Origin of the sequence: Comamonas denitrificans, assembly GCF_017368815.1 — a bacterium.
In the GTDB taxonomy this organism is placed as follows: Bacteria; Pseudomonadota; Gammaproteobacteria; order Burkholderiales; family Burkholderiaceae_C; genus Comamonas; species Comamonas denitrificans.
Map to the genome: position 1 here is coordinate 34,801 of NZ_JAFNME010000003.1, position 17,973 is coordinate 52,773.

General features: G+C 58.1%; 18 protein-coding genes. 9 read left to right on the plus strand and 9 right to left on the minus strand.

Annotation, left to right across the window (positions count from 1 at the left end; translation table 11 throughout):
- Positions 1 to 72: 72 nt before the first annotated feature.
- From rimP to typA, 6 genes are all read left to right on the plus strand, one after another.
- Positions 73 to 651, plus strand: a complete 579-nt coding sequence (rimP, locus tag J1777_RS01875; protein ID WP_207574143.1) for a ribosome maturation factor RimP — start codon at positions 73 to 75, stop codon at positions 649 to 651.
- A 93-nt stretch (positions 652 to 744) separates the two neighbouring features.
- Positions 745 to 2,244: a transcription termination factor NusA gene (gene nusA, locus J1777_RS01880; protein WP_207574144.1), complete on the plus strand. Its 1,500-nt coding sequence runs from the start codon at positions 745 to 747 to the stop codon at positions 2,242 to 2,244.
- Positions 2,245 to 2,263: 19 nt separating this feature from the next.
- Complete coding sequence (gene infB / locus J1777_RS01885) at positions 2,264 to 5,107, plus strand: translation initiation factor IF-2 (RefSeq protein ID WP_207574145.1); 2,844 nt, start codon at positions 2,264 to 2,266, stop codon at positions 5,105 to 5,107.
- A gap of 90 nt (positions 5,108 to 5,197) precedes the next feature.
- The gene (gene rbfA / locus J1777_RS01890) at positions 5,198 to 5,575 is read left to right on the plus strand and encodes a 30S ribosome-binding factor RbfA (protein WP_207574146.1); all 378 of its coding nucleotides are present in this window, start codon (positions 5,198 to 5,200) and stop codon (positions 5,573 to 5,575) included.
- 4 nt (positions 5,576 to 5,579) lie between these two features.
- Positions 5,580 to 6,548, plus strand: a complete 969-nt coding sequence (truB, locus tag J1777_RS01895; protein WP_207574147.1) for a tRNA pseudouridine(55) synthase TruB — start codon at positions 5,580 to 5,582, stop codon at positions 6,546 to 6,548.
- A 29-nt stretch (positions 6,549 to 6,577) separates the two neighbouring features.
- On the plus strand, positions 6,578 to 8,401 hold the full coding sequence (gene typA / locus J1777_RS01900; RefSeq protein ID WP_207574148.1) for a translational GTPase TypA: 1,824 nt from the start codon (positions 6,578 to 6,580) through the stop codon (positions 8,399 to 8,401).
- A gap of 84 nt (positions 8,402 to 8,485) precedes the next feature.
- Here typA and J1777_RS01905 read toward each other — a convergent pair whose 3' ends face one another.
- From J1777_RS01905 to J1777_RS01945, 9 genes are all read right to left on the minus strand, one after another.
- A complete protein-coding gene (locus J1777_RS01905) occupies positions 8,486 to 8,965 on the minus strand; it encodes a hypothetical protein (protein ID WP_207574149.1) in 480 nt (159 codons plus the stop codon).
- Positions 8,966 to 9,086: 121 nt separating this feature from the next.
- A complete protein-coding gene (locus J1777_RS01910) occupies positions 9,087 to 9,542 on the minus strand; it encodes a Spy/CpxP family protein refolding chaperone (protein ID WP_207574150.1) in 456 nt (151 codons plus the stop codon).
- Positions 9,543 to 9,553: 11 nt separating this feature from the next.
- A complete protein-coding gene (locus tag J1777_RS01915; protein WP_207574151.1) occupies positions 9,554 to 10,027 on the minus strand; it encodes an anti-sigma factor family protein in 474 nt (157 codons plus the stop codon).
- A 15-nt stretch (positions 10,028 to 10,042) separates the two neighbouring features.
- Complete coding sequence (locus J1777_RS01920) at positions 10,043 to 10,597, minus strand: RNA polymerase sigma factor (protein WP_207574152.1); 555 nt, start codon at positions 10,595 to 10,597, stop codon at positions 10,043 to 10,045.
- A gap of 240 nt (positions 10,598 to 10,837) precedes the next feature.
- On the minus strand, positions 10,838 to 11,248 hold the full coding sequence (locus J1777_RS01925) for an ExbD/TolR family protein (RefSeq protein ID WP_207574153.1): 411 nt from the start codon (positions 11,246 to 11,248) through the stop codon (positions 10,838 to 10,840).
- 3 nt (positions 11,249 to 11,251) lie between these two features.
- Positions 11,252 to 11,980, minus strand: coding sequence for a MotA/TolQ/ExbB proton channel family protein (locus J1777_RS01930; protein ID WP_207574154.1), 729 nt, complete (start codon positions 11,978 to 11,980; stop codon positions 11,252 to 11,254).
- 17 nt (positions 11,981 to 11,997) lie between these two features.
- Positions 11,998 to 12,708 carry an energy transducer TonB gene (locus tag J1777_RS01935; protein WP_207574155.1) on the minus strand — a complete coding sequence of 237 codons (711 nt, stop codon included), beginning with the start codon at positions 12,706 to 12,708 and terminating at the stop codon, positions 11,998 to 12,000.
- Between the two features lie 47 nt (positions 12,709 to 12,755).
- On the minus strand, positions 12,756 to 12,971 hold the full coding sequence (locus J1777_RS01940) for a (2Fe-2S)-binding protein (protein ID WP_207574156.1): 216 nt from the start codon (positions 12,969 to 12,971) through the stop codon (positions 12,756 to 12,758).
- Between the two features lie 124 nt (positions 12,972 to 13,095).
- Positions 13,096 to 13,404, minus strand: coding sequence for an SWIB/MDM2 domain-containing protein (locus tag J1777_RS01945; RefSeq protein WP_207574157.1), 309 nt, complete (start codon positions 13,402 to 13,404; stop codon positions 13,096 to 13,098).
- A gap of 238 nt (positions 13,405 to 13,642) precedes the next feature.
- Here J1777_RS01945 and rraA point away from each other — a divergent pair, with 238 nt between their 5' ends.
- The 3 genes from rraA (at position 13,643) to thrS (ending at position 17,932) form a co-directional block, all read left to right on the plus strand.
- Complete coding sequence (gene rraA / locus J1777_RS01950) at positions 13,643 to 14,137, plus strand: ribonuclease E activity regulator RraA (RefSeq protein WP_207574158.1); 495 nt, start codon at positions 13,643 to 13,645, stop codon at positions 14,135 to 14,137.
- Between the two features lie 254 nt (positions 14,138 to 14,391).
- On the plus strand, positions 14,392 to 15,723 hold the full coding sequence (gene aceA / locus J1777_RS01955; protein ID WP_207574159.1) for an isocitrate lyase: 1,332 nt from the start codon (positions 14,392 to 14,394) through the stop codon (positions 15,721 to 15,723).
- A gap of 289 nt (positions 15,724 to 16,012) precedes the next feature.
- On the plus strand, positions 16,013 to 17,932 hold the full coding sequence (gene thrS / locus J1777_RS01960; RefSeq protein WP_207574160.1) for a threonine--tRNA ligase: 1,920 nt from the start codon (positions 16,013 to 16,015) through the stop codon (positions 17,930 to 17,932).
- The last annotated feature ends 41 nt before the right edge of the window (positions 17,933 to 17,973 follow it).

Sequence of the window (17,973 nt, forward strand, 5' to 3'; positions counted from 1 at the left end):
GCGGGTTTTCACCGCCCGTTTTTTTTGGTCGTTTGTTTTTCACCGAGAAAAATTGAGAAAGATTTCAACGCAGTGGCATTGCAGCAAATTGTTGAACAAACGGTAACCGGACTGGGCTACGACCTGGTGGAGATTGAACGCACCGCCGGCGGATTGCTTCGTATCACGATTGATTTGCCTTGGACTGCGCCCACCGAAGGGGAAGCGGATTTACCAGAGGCGTTCATCACGGTCGAAGACTGTGAAAAAGTCACACGCCAGCTGCAATTTGCCCTGGAAGTTGATGGGGTCGATTACCAGCGCCTGGAGGTCTCTTCCCCCGGAATTGACCGCTTGCTGCGCAATACCGTCGATTTTGAGCGCTTTGCTGGGCAGCTGGTGGATATCACCCTCAAGGCCCCGATTGGTGCTGCGGCCCAAGGCCAGGTGCATGCCAACCGCAAAAAATTTCGCGGCACCTTGGAACGGGTGGATGCCGAGCATTGGCAAATCGTCTGGAGTGATGAGCCGCCGGTCAAGCCCGGCCAGCGCGTGAGCAAAAAACGCGAGCCTGCACCACTGCAGGCACTGGGTTTTGTGTTTGATGAATTGCAAGAGGCGCGTTTGGCGCCCGTCGTCAGTTTTAAAGGGCGTGCAGCCAAGGGCCATTAAGCCAACGGCCAGCGCGTTGAGCCAGAAAAGTAAAAGTGCACACAGGCAAACACTGTGCACGCTATAGATGCAAGAACGAAGGAGTGTGGTCGCATGAATCGCGAACTATTGATGTTGGTAGAAGCCATTTCGCGTGAAAAAAATGTCGAGCGCGACGTGGTGTTGGGCGCTGTTGAGCAAGCCTTGGCCCAGGCAAGCAAAAAACTGTTTGGTGGCGATGTGGATATTCGCGTGGCGATTGACCGCGATTCGGGCCACTACGACACGTTCCGCCGCTGGCTGGTCGTCCCCAATGATGCCGGGCTGCAAAACCCCGATGCCGAAGAATTGCTCATGGATGCCGAAGAGCGCCAGCCGGGCGTGCAAGTGGGCGACTACATTGAAGAGCAGGTCGAATCCGTGCCCATTGGGCGCATTGGCGCGATGACCGCCAAGCAAGTGATTTTGCAAAAGATCCGCGATGCCGAGCGCGAAATGCTGCTGGATGAGTACATGGCCCGGGGGGAAAAGATTTTTTCCGGCACCGTCAAGCGCATGGACAAGGGCGACATCATCGTCGAAGTGGGGCGCATCGAAGGGCGCTTGCGGCGCAGCGAAATGATCCCCAAAGAAAATCTGCGCAGTGGTGACCGCGTTCGCGCCATGATCATGGAAGTGGATTTGACCCTGCGTGGTGCGCCCATCGTGCTGTCGCGGGCTGCGCCGGAATTCATGATTGAGCTGTTTCGCAACGAAGTGCCCGAGATCGAGCAAGGCCTGCTCGAGATCAAGAGCTGCGCCCGCGATCCTGGCAGCCGTGCCAAGATTGCCGTCGTCAGCCACGACAAGCGCGTCGATCCCATCGGCACCTGCGTCGGTGTGCGCGGTTCGCGCGTGAATGCGGTGACCACCGAGTTGGCTGGTGAGCGCGTCGATATCGTGCTGTGGAGTGAAGACCCAGCCCAGTTTGTGATTGGTGCGCTGGCCCCGGCCAATGTCCAATCCATCGTGGTGGACGAAGAAAAACATGCCATGGATGTGGTGGTGGATGAGGAAAACCTGGCCATCGCCATTGGCCGTGGCGGGCAGAACGTGCGCTTGGCCTCGGACCTGACGGGTTGGAAAATCAACATCATGGACGCAGCCGAATCGGCGCAAAAGCAGGCCGAGGAAACCGATTCGGCCCGCAAGCTGTTTATGGAAAAACTCGATGTCGATGCTGAGCTGGCCGACATCCTGGTCGAAGAAGGCTTTAACAGCTTGGAAGAAGTGGCCTACGTGCCGCTGGCCGAGATGCTGGAAATCGAAGCCTTCGACGAGGAGACCGTCACCGAGCTGCGCACCCGCGCGAAAGATGCCCTGCTGACCCAAGAAATTGCCCAGCAGGAAAGCGTGGGGCAGGTTGCCGAAGACCTGCGCACCCTGGAAGGTGTCACACCAGAAATCTTGGCCAAATTGGCCGAGGGTGGCGTGCGCACGCGGGACGACTTGGCCGACTTGGCCATTGATGAATTAACCGACCTGACCGGCCAAAGTGCTGAAGAGGCCACCGCACTGATCATGCAGGCGCGTGCCCACTGGTTCAACCAAGAGCAGAACCAGGATCAGGAATAAAGGGAGGAAAGAACAAGATATGTCATTGAATACCGTGGCTGAGTTTGCCAAAGAACTCCATAAATCCCCCCAAGACCTGCTCGAGCAATTGCACGCAGCAGGCGTGGCCAAAAAATCGGCGAGTGATGCGTTGAGCGATAGCGATAAACAGCAGTTGCTGGCCCACTTGAAAAACACCAGCGGCGTGGGTGACGGAGAGCGTAAAAAAATTACGCTGACCAAGCGCTCCACCAGCGAAATCAAGCAGGCCGATGCCACAGGCAAGGCCCGCACCATTCAGGTGGAGGTGCGCAAGAAGCGCACGTTTATCCAGCGCGAAGACCCTGCCGAGGTAGCGGCCCGTGCGGCCCAGGCCGTCCAGGCTGAGCAAGAGAACCAAGAGCTGGTGCGCCGCGAGGAGCAGGCCCGCCAAGAAGTGGCGGTGATTGCCAAAGAAGAAGCGCAACTGGTGCAAGAGCGCCAGGAACGCCAAGAGCGTGAGCGCAAAGAGCGCGAGGCCGAAGAGCGTGCCCGCGCCTATGCCCAGGCCGAAACGGCCAAGCTGCGCCAAGCCAAAGAAGCCAAAAAAGAAGCCGCGGCCGAGGCTGCTGCAGCCGCGGCCGAACGCATCAAAGCGCAGGAAGAAGCTCGCCTGAAAGCCGAGCAAGAAGCCCAGGCACGTGCCAAGGAAGAGGCCGATCGCGCCAAAGACCTGGTGGATCGGCGCCGCAAGGCACTGGCCGAGGCCGAAGCCATTCGCGCCATGATGGCCGCGCCGAAAAAGGTGCTGGTTGCCAAGAAGCCAGAAAAAGTCGAAAAGCCCGAAGAGGCGAAAAAAGCCGTGGCCAGTACGGCCGCTGGAGCCAAGAAAGCGGCCCCCGGTGCCAAACCTGCGGAGGCTGGCGCTGGTGTGCGCAAAGATGCCAAAGAGGTGAAATCGGCCAAGCTGTCTTCCAGCTGGGCGGGTGACGACAGCGCCAAGAAAAAAGAAATCAAAACCCGTGGCGACACCAACAGCGGCAACCGGGGTGGCAACTGGCGTGCGGGCGGCAACAAAGGCAGCCGTGGTGGCCGCCGTGGCGGCAACGACCGCCATGAGCAGCAGCAAGTGGTGCAGCAAGAGTTCCGCGCCCTGGAGATTTCGGTGCCCGAGACCATCACGGTGGCCGAGCTGGCGCACAAGATGGCCGTGAAAGCGTCTGAGCTGATCAAGGTGCTGATGAAGATGGGCCAGATGGTCACCATCAACCAGCCGTTGGACCAAGACACCGCGATGATCGTGGTCGAAGAAATGGGCCACACCGCCAAGATTGCGGCGTTGGACGATCCGGAAGCCTTCAGCGAGGAAGATGCCGCCCAGTACACCGGCGAGCTGCTCCCGCGTGCCCCGGTGGTGACCGTCATGGGCCACGTGGACCACGGCAAAACCTCGCTGCTGGACTACATCCGCCGCACCAAAGTAGCCACGGGCGAAGCCGGTGGTATTACCCAGCACATCGGTGCCTACCACGTGCAAACGCCACGCGGCATCGTCACCTTCCTGGACACCCCGGGCCACGAGGCGTTTACCGCCATGCGTGCCCGTGGTGCCAAATCGACCGACATCGTGATCTTGGTGTGTGCCTCGGACGACGGCGTGATGCCGCAAACCCGCGAGGCCATCAAGCACGCCAAGGCCGCCGGGGTGCCCATTGTGGTGGCCTTGACCAAGGCCGACAAACCCGATGCCAACCCTGAAAAGGTCAAGCAAGAGCTGGTGGCCGAGCAGGTGGTGCCGGAAGAATACGGTGGTGATTCGCCCTTTGTGGCCGTCTCCAGCAAAACCGGTATGGGCATTGATGAGCTGCTGGAGCACGTGCTGCTGCAAGCCGAGGTGATGGAGCTGAAAGCCCCGGCCGATGCCGCCGCCAAGGGCCTGGTGATCGAGGCCCAGCTGGACAAGGGCCGCGGCCCGGTGGCCACCGTGCTGGTGCAGTCGGGCACCTTGAAGGTGGGCGACATTGTGCTGGCCGGCCAAACCTATGGCCGCGTGCGCGCCATGCTGGACGAAGACGGCAAGACCGCCAAAGACGCGGGCCCGTCTATCCCCGTCGAAATTCAGGGCCTGTCGGATGTGCCGCAAGCCGGTGACGACTTCATGGTCATGCTTGACGAGCGCCGTGCCCGTGAGGTGGCCACCTACCGCGCTGGCAAGTTCCGCAACACCAAGCTGGCCAAGCAGCAAGCGGCCAAGCTGGAGAACATGTTCTCCGACATGACCGCTGGCGACGTGCAGACCCTGTCGCTGATCATCAAGGCCGATATGCAAGGCTCGCAAGAGGCGCTGGCCGCTTCGCTGCTCAAGCTCTCGACCGACGAGATCAAGGTGCAGGTGGTGTACTCCGGCGTGGGCGGCATCAGCGAATCGGACGTGAACCTGGCGCTGGCCTCCAAGGCCATCATCATCGGCTTTAACGTACGGGCCGACGTGCAAGCGCGCAAGACGGCCGAAGGCAACGATGTCGATATCCGCTACTACAACATCATCTACGACGCGGTCGAAGAGGTGAAAGCGGCCATGTCCGGCATGCTGGCGCCCGAGCAGCGCGAAGAAATCATCGGCCTGGCCGAGATTCGCACCGTGTTCGTTGCCACCAAGATTGGCACCGTGGCCGGTTCCTACATCCTGCAGGGCCACGTTACGCGCCATGCGCATTTCCGCTTGCTGCGCGACAACGTGGTCATCTACACCGGCGAGATCGAATCGCTGCGCCGCATGAAGGACGATGTCAAAGAGGTCAAGGAAGGCTTTGAGTGCGGTATCAAACTCAAGAACTACAACGACATTCGCGAAGGCGACCAGTTGGAAGTGTTTGAGATCCGCGAGATTGCCCGTACTCTGTAATTAATAGCTATTGCCGCTTGGTGTAAAAGGATTTTTAGGTATAAATCCTTAAAAATCCTTTTTAAATCAGCGCGAATAACTCTTCTTTTAATGGCAAAAAAACCAAAACCCGCTGCGCCGCAGCGCAGCTTCAAAATCGCCGACCAGATCCAGCGGGATCTGGCCGAGTTGATTGCCCGCGAGTTGAAAGACCCGCGCGTGGGCATGGTGACCCTGCAATCGGTGCAGGTCACGCCCGACTACGCCCACGCCAAGGTGTATTTCAGCCTGCTGGTGGGCGACCCCGATACCACGCAAGAGGCGCTGAACCAAGGTGCCGGCTTTTTGCGCAATGCCTTGTTCAAGCGTTTGCACATCCACACCGTGCCGACTTTGCACTTTATCTACGACCGCACCCAGGAGCGCGCTGCCGACATGAACGCCTTGATCGCCAAGGCAGTCGCTTCGCGTGGCCCCGAACAGGACTGACACGATGACTGCCCCTCGCACCCGGGTGCAGCGGCGCCCCGTGCATGGGGTGGTGCTGCTCGATAAACCCCTGGGCCTGTCCAGCAACGATGCCTTGCAAAAGGTCAAATGGCTGCTGCGCGCCGAAAAAGCGGGCCACACCGGCACGCTCGACCCGCTGGCCACGGGCGTGTTGCCGCTGTGCTTTGGCGCGGCGACCAAGTTCAGCGCCCTGCAGCTCGATGCCCCCAAAACCTACCGCGCCATCGCCCGCCTGGGCCAAACCACCACCACGGCCGATGCCGAAGGGGCGGTGTTGCAAGAGCGCGCGGTCGATGCCGCCCAACTCACCGCCGACAACCTGGCCACTGTGGCGGCCCGATTCACCGGGGCGATTCGCCAAATACCGCCGATGTACAGTGCCTTGAAAAAAGACGGCAAAGCCCTGTACGAATATGCCCGTGCTGGAGAAACGATAGAGCGTCCCGCACGGGATATCTTTATTTATGGATTGAAAATAGCCAAAACGCAAGATGAATCTGCGCAACCAGCTATTGAAATAGAAGTAACCTGCAGCAAAGGCACCTACATCCGCACCCTGGCCGAGGATATTGGCCAGGCCCTGGGCTGTGGTGCCCACTTGCGCAGCCTGCGCCGCACCGAGACGGGCGGCCTGGGCCTGGCGCAGTGCGTCACCCTGGCGCAGCTGGAGGCCTTAGAGGGCGATGCGCGGCTGGCCCATGTGCTGCCCGCCGATCACCTGCTGCAAGGGCACACCCCCATCACCCTGGGGGCCGAGGATGCCGCCCGCTTCCTGACCGGGCTGCGCCGCCGCGGCCCCTGGGCCGATGCGGATGCGGTGGCCGTGTACGCAGACCAGCCCCGCGCCTTATTGGGTGTGGGGCACATTCATGCCGGAGAGCTGATACCCGATCGGTTACTCAGCCCCCTGGAAATTCAACAAATTCTGGAAGGGATGTCGCGCCCCTCATAAACGCGGCCTTTGGAACTTTGAGCAACACTATGAGCATACAAATTCGCAATATCGCCATCATTGCCCACGTGGACCACGGCAAGACCACCATGGTGGACCAGCTGCTGCGCTCCTCGGGCACCTTTGCCGCCCACGAAAAAGTGGTGGACACGGTGATGGACAACCACGCCATCGAGCGCGAGCGTGGCATCACCATCTTGGCCAAAAACTGTGCCGTGCGCTGGAAAGACACCCACATCAACATCCTTGACACTCCCGGCCACGCGGACTTTGGCGGTGAGGTCGAACGCGCGCTGTCGATGGTCGATGGCGTGGTGCTGCTCATCGACTCGCAAGAAGGCCCCATGCCGCAAACGCGCTTTGTGACCAAAAAGGCGCTGGCCCTGGGGCTCAAACCCATCGTGGTGGTGAACAAGGTGGACAAGCCCGGAGCCAATCCTGACAAAGTGATCAACGCCGCCTTTGACCTGTTTGACAAACTGGGTGCGACCGACGAGCAGCTGGATTTTCCCGTGGTGTATGCCTCGGGCATCAACGGCTGGTCGAGCAAAACCGAAGGTGTGCCCGGCGAGCAATGGGGCCCCGATATGTCGGCCCTGTTCGACACCATCTTGGAGCATGTGCCCGCCGTCAAAGGCGATGCCACTGCGCCGGTGCAAATGCAGGTTTCCGCGCTGGATTACTCCACCTTTGTGGGCCGTATCGGCGTAGGCCGCATCAACCAGGGCACCTTGAAGGCCGGGCAAGACGTGCTGGTCATGGCCGGCCCCGATGGCAAAAGCTACAAAGGCCGCATCAACCAGATCCACAAGTTTCAGGGTCTGGACCGTGTGCAAGTGACCGAGGCGGGCCCTTCGGAAATCGTGCTCATCAGCGGCATTGACAACGTGGGCATTGGTGAAACCATTACCGACCCGGCCAACCCCCAGCCGCTGCCGATGCTGAAAATCGACGAGCCCACGCTGACCATGAACTTCTGCGTGAACACCTCGCCGCTGGCCGGCCGCGAAGGCAAGTTTGTCACCAGCCGCCAGATTTGGGACCGCTTGCAAAAAGAGCTGCGCTCCAACGTGGCGCTGCGCGTGAAAGAAACCGACGAGGACGGGATTTTTGAAGTCTCTGGCCGGGGTGAACTGCACCTGACCATCTTGCTGGAAGAAATGCGCCGCGAAGGCTATGAGCTGGCCGTCTCCAAGCCGCGCGTGGTGTTCAAAGACATTGACGGCGAGCGTTGCGAGCCCATCGAAATGGTTACCGCCGATATCGAAGAAAGCCACCAAGGCGGCGTGATGCAAGCCTTGGGCGAGCGCAAAGGCGAGCTGGTGAACATGGAATCCGATGGCCGGGGCCGCGTGCGCCTGGAGTACCGCATTCCTGCCCGGGGTCTGATTGGTTTTACCAATGAATTCTTGAATTTGACTCGTGGTACTGGCCTGATTAGCAACATTTTTGATAGCTACGAGCCCTACAAAGGCGAAATTGGTGGCCGTAAAAATGGCGTGTTGATTTCCATGGACGATGGTGAAATCTTCACCTACGCTCTGGGCAAGCTGGACGATCGGGGCCGCATGTTTGTGAAAGCTGGCGATGCCGTGTACGAAGGCATGGTCATCGGCATCCACAGCCGTGACAACGATCTGGTGGTGAACGCCACCCGCACCAAGCAGCTGACCAACTTCCGCGTTAGCGGCAAGGAAGATGCCATCAAAATCACCCCGCCGATTGAGCTGTCGCTGGAGTACGGCGTGGAATTCATCGACGATGATGAGCTGCTGGAAATCACCCCCACCAGCCTGCGCGTGCGCAAGCGCTACCTGAAAGAGCACGAGCGCAAACGCGCCAGCCGCGATTAATCTGAGCGCCCGTCAGCGCTGACAGAAAAGCAAAAACCCCGCTAGCTTTTAATGGCTAGCGGGGGTTTTTTTATGGCTTGGACCTCAGTGCGGCAGCGCAACCGCTTTCCAGCCCGTGTGGCTGAAGTGCTGGCCGTAGGCATTGGCAGCCTTGGCCACCCGCACCACGCCAGCAGCGCGTTGATTGTCGCCATGCTTGCCTTGGGCGGCTTCGGCACCAGCCATCAGCTCGGCCACGACGATGTGCAACTGCGCGTCGGCATCGGCGGGCAGTTTGCAGTTTTCCACCATGTAGGCGATCTGCTGGTCAATGGCCTGGCCAAAGGCATCGTAATTGGCTGCTGTGGCCTTGCCCTCGTGGGCGGCGGGCAGAATCTGCGTGACCGATTGATGGACGGCGGCCATGGCTTGGCGCAGCGGTGCGTCGGTGTCCCATTTTTTGCCAGCGTTCAGTTGCAACTGCTGGGGGGCGCTGCTGCCGTGGTCATGGGCGTTGTTGGCTGCCAGTGCGGCCAGTGGCGTGAAGAGGGCGGCAGACAGTAGCAGTGCGGTGAAGGATTTCATGAAAAAGCTCCGAAGAAAGTTCGTTGGTTGGACTGTGCAAGGCCGCCAGACGTGTAGCGTGGGGTGGCCTTGCTGGCTTTAAACGAAGGGCGGGGCGCAATGTTCCATGCCCTGTGCATTTTTATTTTCGATGCAGCAATTCTTCTTCGGTTGCTTCCTGGGCATAGCGGCCCAGCAGCAGTTGCAGCAGTTGGGTGCGTTGTTGGTCGTTCAGCACGGCGCGTTCGGCCAGCAGTTGGGCGATGACGAGTTGCTGCTGCTCGTCTTGCAGATGGGCAATGGCGGTCTGCTCGGTATCAATGGCAGCGCGGTCTGGCGTGGCCGCGAAGATGTGGCGCACCAGGGCTTCGCGGTGGTGGCGAATGCCTTCCCAGTTGGTCGATAGCGCCTCCAGAAAGGGCGTTTCCAGCGCGGCCCAACGCGTGCGCTGTTCGGGTGTGAGCGCCAGGTGTTCGGGCAGGTTCAGGCTGGGCGGCGGGGCCACTGGGGCGGGACGCAGTGCCAGTGCGGCGACAACTCCCAGGTTGAGCGCCAACGAGGCAAACAGCAGGGCACGGAGCCAGGGGAAGGGTTTCATGGTCGATTCCTTCATGGTTGGTCTCTGGTGAGGCGGCAAATCTCGGCAGCAGCGCACAGGCCGCCGGGGGGGACGGGGTCGAAAACACGGGTCAGGGTGGGAGCGGGGCTGGTCACCACGCTGCCTGTGCCCAGGAGCAGGCCGCCCAGCCACACGCCCGAAACCAGGGCTGCGCTGGCGGCCAGGCCTGTTGGTAGCCAGTGGGACAGCCCGTCTGCCAGCCAATTTGGCAATCCGCCTCGCCAGCGCCACCCGGTGTGCTGGGGCTGGCGAGGTGCCAGCCGGTCTTGCCACTGCGCGGCCAAGTCACAGCCCAGGGTGGGCGTGGGCAGGCCCTGCAATTGCTGGCGCAGCGCCTGCAGGGCATCGAGCTGCGTGCGGCACATGGGGCAGGTGCCCAGGTGCTGCTGCAGGGCGGCCTCCTGCCGTGTGGGCAGGGCGTGGTCGATGAGGGCGGAAAGGTCTTCCGTACGCGGGCAGGTCATGGCAGCTCCTTGCGTTCAGTGCGGCATGTGGTGTAGCAACCCGGCGCGGGCGCGGGCAATGCGGGATTTGACGGTGCCCAGGCTGATGCCCAGCACCTGGGCAATGTCGTCATACGACAGGTCTTCGATATCGCGCAGCAGCAGGATTTCGCGGTGCTCCAGGGATAGCTGTGCCAGTGCCGTCTCCAGCGCCGTGATGCGCTGGCGGGCCTGCAGTGCCGCATCGGGCGTGGGGGTGCTGGCTGGCAACTGGCTGGTCAGTAGCTCATCGAGTGGAACAAACTGCACATGCCGGGCCCGGCGCAGGCGATCCAGCGCTTGGTTGCGGGCAATGCGAAACAGCCAGGTGGACCAGCGTGCATCCGCTCGCCAACGGGGCAGAGCCTGGTAGGCGTTTAAAAAGGTCTCTTGCGCCAGCTCACGTGCGTCTTCTTGCGAATGCGTCATGCGCAGCAGGAAGCGGTAGATGCGTTCTTGGTAGCGGGCCACCAGTTCAGCGAATGCCGCAGCCTCGCCACGCTGGGCACGGGTAATGCAGTCGGCTTCGTCGAAGGGGCTGAAGGGGGGCATGGAGGGCTTTAACGCAGGGCCGAGGAAAAAGTTCCATCTGCGTGCAAACCTGCAGATAAACCTTGCTTCAATACCCCGATCCTGCCGTAAAAGATGAGCTAAAGCCGCTATGCAATTAAGGTAAATATTGGCAATGCTTGTTGGAATGTCTTTATATTCGTGCGAAACGTGCTATGTATTTTGATGGTCTTCCGATAAGTGGCCTCTACCCAGACCAGCACCCCGTTGGTTTATTCTGCGCTATGGGGCCGGATCGGTGACGAAGCCGATCTTGCGCACCCCGGCCTTTTGTGCAGCGGCCATGGCCTGGGCCACGCGCTCGTAGCGCACGTCCTTGTCGCCCCGAATGTGCAGGTCGGGTTGATTTTCTTTGCCCCCTTCGGCATGCAGGCGCCGGGCCAGCTCGTCGTCAGAGACCGATTCTTTATTCCAGTGGTATTGCCCGTCGGCGCTGATGCTGAGGTTGATGGTTTCGGGCTTGATCAATTCCGGCTCATTGCTGGCGCGGGGCAGGTCGATATTGACCGAGTCTTTCATCACCGGCACGGTGATGATGAAGATGATGAGCAGTACCAACATCACATCCACCAGGGGGGTCATGTTGATTTCGTTCATCACCTCATCGCTGTCATCTTGGGTGCCAAAGGACATGGTTTACGCCCCTTTTTTCAGCGGCAGCACCTTGTTGCTGTCGCTGCCGTGTTTTTCAGAGCTGATGCGTGCCCCGGTCACAAAATAGGCGTGCAGGTCGTGGGCAAAGCTATTGAGGGCATTGATGATTTTTTTGTTGCCGCGCACCAAGGCGTTGTAGCCCAGCACGGCAGGAATGGCCACGGCCAGGCCAAAGGCGGTCATGATCAGCGCCTCACCCACGGGGCCGGCGACTTTGTCGATGGACGACTGGCCCGACATGCCAATGGCCACCAGCGCGTGGTAGATGCCCCACACCGTGCCAAACAGCCCGACAAACGGTGCTGTTGAGCCCACCGAGGCCAGGATCGACAGGCCTGACTGCAGGCGCTGCGTGCAGCCATCGACGCAGTAGCGCAGTGAGCGGGTGATCCAGTCGCTGATGTCCAGTGTGTCGTGCAAGTGGTCGCAGGTCTTGCGGTGATGGGCGACGGCCTCACGCCCTTCCAGGGCCATGATGCGAAACGGGTTGTCGGCCTCCATTCCCAGTTTGTCCAGGGCAATGCCAAAGTCTTCGCTGTGCCAAAAGCCTTCGGCCTTGCTCGCGTATTTTTTCATTTTTACCAGGGCCAAGGCTTTGATGATGATGACCGCCCACGAGGCCACTGACATCAGCAGCAGCAAAATTGCGACGCTGCGGGAAACAAAGTCGCCCTGCGCCCAGACGTGGGCAATACCAAATTGCGATTCCATGAAAACTCCAGGTGGTTTTATTCGAGTACGAAATTAATAGGGACGATGTTCCACATCGCTTCAGCCACGCCATTGCGTGAGCCAGGGGTAAATTTCCAGCGCCGAACGGCATCAACGGCCGCCTTGTCCAGGCGGTCAAAGCCGCTTGATTGTTGGATTTGAATTTGCTCCGGCTGGCCTTGCGCATTGACAAAAACACGCAGCATGACTTTGCCTTGCTCGCCCATGCGTCGGCTGATGGAGGGGTAGCTTGGACGGGGGTTGTTCAAGTATGCCGCGCTGCTCGATGGCATGACGATGGCCGCAGGCGCAGCGGTGTCGGTGCTGGCCTGGGCCGCCGTTGGCGCAGGTGTTGGGGTGGCGGGGGCGGTTGGCTCTGGATCCAGCGTGCCGGTGGGCGCGGTGGCTGGGGCTGGATCGGGGCTGGCAACCGCCTTGGGCAGGGGTTGCGGTTTGGGCTTGGGCTTGGGCTGTGGCTTGGGCACAGGTTTGGGCTGCACCACTGGCTCTGGCGGGGCCAGGGGTATGGGTTCGGGCATGACGATGGGTTCAGGCTCGGGCGTAATAAAGGTGGCGATCACCTGCGCAGGAATAACCATTGGGGCCGGCGTGGCACCGGGCAGGCGCTGCAGTCCCCAAAGTGCGAGCGCATGCACGGCCAACACCATGGCCGTAACGGCCACTTTGTAGCGTACAGAGTGAACAGCAGAAGATTCGAAAGAACGCATGAGGAGAGGGTGGCCTCTGGCTGGGGCAGCGCAGAAGAGGCTGTGGATTACAGCATGGGCGCTGGAGTGTCGATGGCTTTGTGCAAGGCCGCAACCGGTGCTTGGCTGCGGCATTGCGCAACCAGATCACGGGCGGTACTTTCGCAGCAGCCGCACTGGGTGGCGACCCCTAGCTCAAATTGGATATCGTCAAAGCTGCTCCCGGCATGGGCATAGCGAGCAATTTCGCGGTCCGAAATACGGCGGCAAACACAGACAATCATCACGGCATCCTTTTTTGCAGATGGTGCGATTGTAAATGTAAATCTTTCGCATTTGCACAATCCATTGTGTGCAATGGGGATTAAAAAAGCCGACCAAGGTCGGCGTTTTCTAGCAGCAAGGCATTTATTTGGTGACGTGTTTGCCGATCAGGCCAGCCAGTTCAAACATGGTGACCTGGTCTTTGCCAAAAATCGGCTTGAGTTTGGCATCAGCGTTGATGTTGCGCTTGTTGGCAGCGTCTTGCAGGTTGTTGGCCTTGATGTAAACCCACAGTTTGCTGACGATTTCGGTGCGGGGCAGAGGGGCTTTTCCCACCACGGCAGCCAGTGCTGCATCGGGAGTCAGTGGCTTCATGAAGGCGGGATTGGGTGCGCGTTTTTTAGTGGGTTCAGCAGCCGTGGCGGTGGTGCTGGCTTTCTTTGCAGTTGCCATGTGTATTCCTTCGGGGTCTTGTTGCATTGGCAGGCCCTGGTGCCAACCAAAGTGGTGCAGATGCTAATGGGAAAAACATGGGTTTCAAGCAAGGTGACAGACTTTTTCATCTGAAGTGTTGTGTTGTTGTCAGCGAAGGCGCAGCAAATGTTGGCAGTGACCTTGTTTCGGGTGTTCAATGCGCCGGTTTGTGCTGCAGCGTGCAGCACTCTTTATTTCATTAGCCGGAGTTTTCACCATGAAATTTGCTACTTGCGATTTGTGCGATGCCTTTAAAGACGACACCTCAGATGCTGTGCGCGTGCTGCCACCGGTGTTTCAACACTACGGTGCAGTAGGTCACTTTGCCGGCCCTGTGCGCACCGTGCAGTGCTTTGAGGACAACACCTTGGTCAAGCAAGCGCTTGATAGCCCAGGCGATGGTGCCGTGTTGGTGGTCGATGGCGGGGGCTCTTTGCGCAAGGCTTTGGTGGGCGGCAATTTGGCCGCTGCAGCTGCCCGCAATGGCTGGGCAGGGATTGTGGTGTGGGGCTGTGTGCGTGATGTCGCCGAGCTCAATGCCGAACAGCTGGGGATTCGGGCCCTGGGTTTGAACCCTATGCCCACCCAAAAGCGCAACCAGGGCCATGCCGACTTGGCGATTCAGATTGCTGGTGTCCGTGTGCGTCCAGGCGATTGGCTCTATGCCGATGCCGATGGCATCGTGGTCAGTGCTGCAGCGATCCATTCCTAAATTTCACATTGCAAAAAATGAATTGCATTGGATGAAATAAAAAAATGTTGCTTTGCAGCAAATGCGCACGAAAGCCTGCAGTTTTTAGAAAAAATTCAATGTTGAAATTTTTAACTACTTGTTTTTTAAAGAAATAAAAATTTGTCTTATATAAGACATAAGAGATTGATTAACTCTTCTATAAGACTTACATTAGATGCCAAGGTGTTCAAGCAAGCACCACGGTTTTTCAACTTTGTAACTGGAGATCACACATGCCTCAATCCCTGAATCAGCAACTGAGCCGTGAGCAACAAATTGCCGCCCTGGAAAAAGACTGGGCCCAAAATCCCCGTTGGAAAAGCGTCAAGCGCAATTACAGCGCTGCCGACGTAGTGCGTCTGCGCGGCAGCCTGCAGCCTGAGCACACCCTGGCCCAGCGTGGTGCGGAAAAACTCTGGGAAAAAATTAACGGTGGTGCGAAAAAAGGCTATGTGAACGCTTTTGGTGCCATTACCGCTGGCCAAGCCATGCAGCAAGCCAAAGCAGGTCTGGAGGCTGTGTACCTGTCGGGTTGGCAAGTCGCCGCTGACGGTAACACTTCCGAAACCATGTACCCCGACCAGTCGCTGTATGCCTACGACTCGGTGCCTACCATGGTGCGTCGCATCAACAATACCTTCAAACGCGCTGACGAGATTCAGTGGGGCCGTGGTGTCAATCCTGGTGATGAAGGTTTTGTCGATTACTTCCTGCCCATCGTGGCCGATGCAGAGGCTGGTTTCGGCGGCGTGTTGAACGCTTTCGAGCTGATGAAGAACATGATTGCTGCTGGCGCCGCTGGTGTGCACTTTGAAGACCAATTGGCCGCTGTGAAAAAATGTGGCCACATGGGCGGCAAAGTGCTGGTGCCGACCCAAGAAGCCGTTGAAAAACTGATGGCGGCCCGCTTCGCTGCTGACGTGATGGGTGTGTCCACCATCGTGCTAGCCCGCACGGATGCTGAAGCTGCCAACCTGCTGACCAGCGATTGCGATGCCAACGACCGTCCCTTCATCACCGGCGAGCGCACCCAAGAAGGTTTCTACCGCGTGAAAAATGGCTTGGAGCAAGCCATCAGCCGTGGTGTGGCTTACGCCCCCTACGCCGATCTGGTGTGGTGCGAAACGGGTGTGCCGGATATCGGCTTTGCCCGTGAATTTGCCCAAGCTGTACACGCTGCCTGCCCTGGCAAGCTGCTGTCGTACAACTGCTCGCCTTCGTTCAACTGGAAGAAAAACCTCAACGACAGCCAAATCGCTTCGTTCCAAGAAGAGCTGTCGGCCCTGGGTTACAAGTTCCAGTTCATCACTTTGGCTGGTATCCATATCAACTGGTACAACACCTTCCAGTTCGCCCACGCATACGCCCGTGGCGAAGGCATGAAGCACTATGTGAACATGGTGCAAGAGCCTGAATTTGCAGCCCGCGAACAAGGCTACACCTTCGTGTCGCACCAACAAGAAGTGGGTGCAGGCTATTTCGACGACGTGACCACCGTGATCCAAGGCGGCTCTTCCAGCGTGAAAGCCCTGACCGGTTCGACCGAAGAAGAACAGTTCCACTAAGCACTGTGGTAGCTAGGTCACAAACTTAGCACTCAGAAAAAGAAACGGGCTTGCTTTGCAAGCCCGTTTGTCTTTAAGTCGCTAAAATCATAGTTTTTCTAATTTACAAGGGCGAGAAAGGCATCATTGGTTATGACACCGCGAACTACAACGTCAATCACTGCTGGCCGCTAGGGCCAGAGAGTTCGCGCATCCCAAAAGCTTCCCTCTTCTTTCTTTTAGGCGCGGACTGGTTCCGCGCTTTTTTATTGTTTGCGTGGCTTGAATTTTTAAAAGTTAAAACGAAGTTATGTTGAAAATTACCCTTCCCGACGGATCCGTGCGCGAGTTTGATGGGCCGGTCACGATCATGCAGGTGGCCCAGTCAATCGGTGCCGGCTTAGCCAAAAACACCGTCGCTGGCCGTGTCAATGGACGCTTGCTAGATGCTTGCGACGTGATTGCGCAAGATGCCACGCTGCAAATCATCACCCCCAAGGACCAAGAAGGGGTGGACATCATCCGCCACTCCTGTGCCCACTTGATTGGCCATGCCGTCAAGCAGCTGTACCCCACCGCCAAGATGGTAATTGGCCCAGTGATTGAAGAAGGTTTTTACTACGATATTTCGTATGAGCGCCCCTTCACCCCTGAAGACGTGGCAGCCATTGAAGCGCGGATGAAAGAGCTGATTGCCCAAGACTACGATGTCGTTAAAAAAATGACACCGCGTGCCGAGGTGATTAAAGTTTTTGAGGAGCGCGGCGAAGCGTACAAACTGCGTTTGGTGGAAGATATGCCCAATGAAACGCAAATGGGCTTGTACTACCACCAAGAATACGTGGACATGTGCCGGGGCCCACACGTGCCCAATACCCGCTTTTTGAAAGTCTTCAAGCTCACCAAGCTGGCCGGTGCCTATTGGCGCGGTGATGCCAAGAATGAGCAGCTGCAGCGCATTTATGGCACGGCTTGGGCCGATAAAAAAGATCTGCAAGCCTACATCACCCGCATTGAGGAAGCTGAAAAACGCGATCACCGCAAGCTGGGCCGAGAGCTGAACTTATTTCACATTGATGAACACTCGCCCGGTACCGTTTTTTGGCATGCCAAAGGCTGGCAAATTTGGCAAGAAGTAGAGCAGTACATGCGCCGTGTGTACCGTGATAACGGCTATTTAGAGGTAAAAGGTCCGCAGATTCTGGATCGTACGCTCTGGGAAAAAACCGGCCACTGGGACAAATACCGTGACAACATGTTCACGACCGAGAGCGAAAAGCACGATTTCGCGCTCAAGCCGATGAACTGCCCAGGGCACATTCTGATCTTCAAGCAAGGCATTAAAAGCTACCGTGAATTGCCGTTGCGCATGGGTGAATTTGGCCAATGCCACCGCAATGAACCGACGGGTGGGTTGCACGGCATCATGCGTGTTCGCGCATTCACGCAGGATGATGGGCACATCTTCTGTATGGAAGACCAAGTGCAGCAAGAAGTGCTCAATTTCACGCGTTTGCTGCAAAAGGTGTACCAAGATTTTGGCTTTACCGACATTATTTACAAGGTGGCCACTCGCCCTGAGGCGCGCATTGGCTCAGACGAGAGCTGGGACAAAGCAGAGGCAGCGTTGTTTGATAGCCTGAAAGCCTCGGGCTGTGAATACCAAGTTGCTGTGGGTGATGGCGCTTTTTATGGCCCCAAAATTGAGTACACCTTGAAAGATGCTTTGGGTCGCCAGTGGCAGTGCGGCACGATTCAAGTCGATTTTTCTATGCCAGAGCGCTTGGATGCGGAGTATGTCGGCGAAGACGGCAATCGCCATCGCCCCGTGATGCTGCACCGGGCCATTGTGGGTTCGATGGAGCGTTTTATCGGGATTTTGATTGAGCAGCATGCGGGTGCTTTGCCCGTATGGCTGGCACCGCAGCAAGTGGCGGTACTCAATATCACCGATGCGCAAAGTGATTACGTGCAGGAAATTGTCGCAAAAGTGCAAAAAGTACTGCCAGATCATGCACTCAAGATTGCCGCAGACCTTCGCAATGAAAAGATCACGTATAAAATACGCGAACATGCATTGCAAAAGCTTCCCTATATCTTGGTCGCAGGCGACAAAGAAAAAGCTGCTGGCACCGTTGCTGTGCGGGCGCGAGGGAATAAAGATCTTGGCGTGATGAGTGTGCAAGCCTTCATCGATTTGCTAGCCCAGGATATTGCCAATAAAGCTTAAAAGTATTAACGCGGGCTTGTCCCGCGTGCTTTGTGTGTAGG

Coding starts and splice junctions, on each gene's coding strand:
- J1777_RS01930 (WP_207574154.1), bottom strand. CDS start 11,980: ATGGAATCGCAATTTGGTATTGCCCACGTCTGGGCGCAGGGCGACTTT.
- aceA (WP_207574159.1), top strand. CDS start 14,392: ATGCCTCAATCCCTGAATCAGCAACTGAGCCGTGAGCAACAAATTGCC.
- rraA (WP_207574158.1), top strand. CDS start 13,643: ATGAAATTTGCTACTTGCGATTTGTGCGATGCCTTTAAAGACGACACC.
- J1777_RS01945 (WP_207574157.1), bottom strand. CDS start 13,404: ATGGCAACTGCAAAGAAAGCCAGCACCACCGCCACGGCTGCTGAACCC.
- J1777_RS01910 (WP_207574150.1), bottom strand. CDS start 9,542: ATGAAACCCTTCCCCTGGCTCCGTGCCCTGCTGTTTGCCTCGTTGGCG.
- J1777_RS01920 (WP_207574152.1), bottom strand. CDS start 10,597: ATGCCCCCCTTCAGCCCCTTCGACGAAGCCGACTGCATTACCCGTGCC.
- truB (WP_207574147.1), top strand. CDS start 5,580: ATGACTGCCCCTCGCACCCGGGTGCAGCGGCGCCCCGTGCATGGGGTG.
- thrS (WP_207574160.1), top strand. CDS start 16,013: ATGTTGAAAATTACCCTTCCCGACGGATCCGTGCGCGAGTTTGATGGG.
- J1777_RS01935 (WP_207574155.1), bottom strand. CDS start 12,708: ATGCGTTCTTTCGAATCTTCTGCTGTTCACTCTGTACGCTACAAAGTG.
- J1777_RS01915 (WP_207574151.1), bottom strand. CDS start 10,027: ATGACCTGCCCGCGTACGGAAGACCTTTCCGCCCTCATCGACCACGCC.
- nusA (WP_207574144.1), top strand. CDS start 745: ATGAATCGCGAACTATTGATGTTGGTAGAAGCCATTTCGCGTGAAAAA.
- rbfA (WP_207574146.1), top strand. CDS start 5,198: ATGGCAAAAAAACCAAAACCCGCTGCGCCGCAGCGCAGCTTCAAAATC.
- typA (WP_207574148.1), top strand. CDS start 6,578: ATGAGCATACAAATTCGCAATATCGCCATCATTGCCCACGTGGACCAC.
- J1777_RS01940 (WP_207574156.1), bottom strand. CDS start 12,971: ATGATTGTCTGTGTTTGCCGCCGTATTTCGGACCGCGAAATTGCTCGC.
- J1777_RS01905 (WP_207574149.1), bottom strand. CDS start 8,965: ATGAAATCCTTCACCGCACTGCTACTGTCTGCCGCCCTCTTCACGCCA.
- J1777_RS01925 (WP_207574153.1), bottom strand. CDS start 11,248: ATGTCCTTTGGCACCCAAGATGACAGCGATGAGGTGATGAACGAAATC.
- infB (WP_207574145.1), top strand. CDS start 2,264: ATGTCATTGAATACCGTGGCTGAGTTTGCCAAAGAACTCCATAAATCC.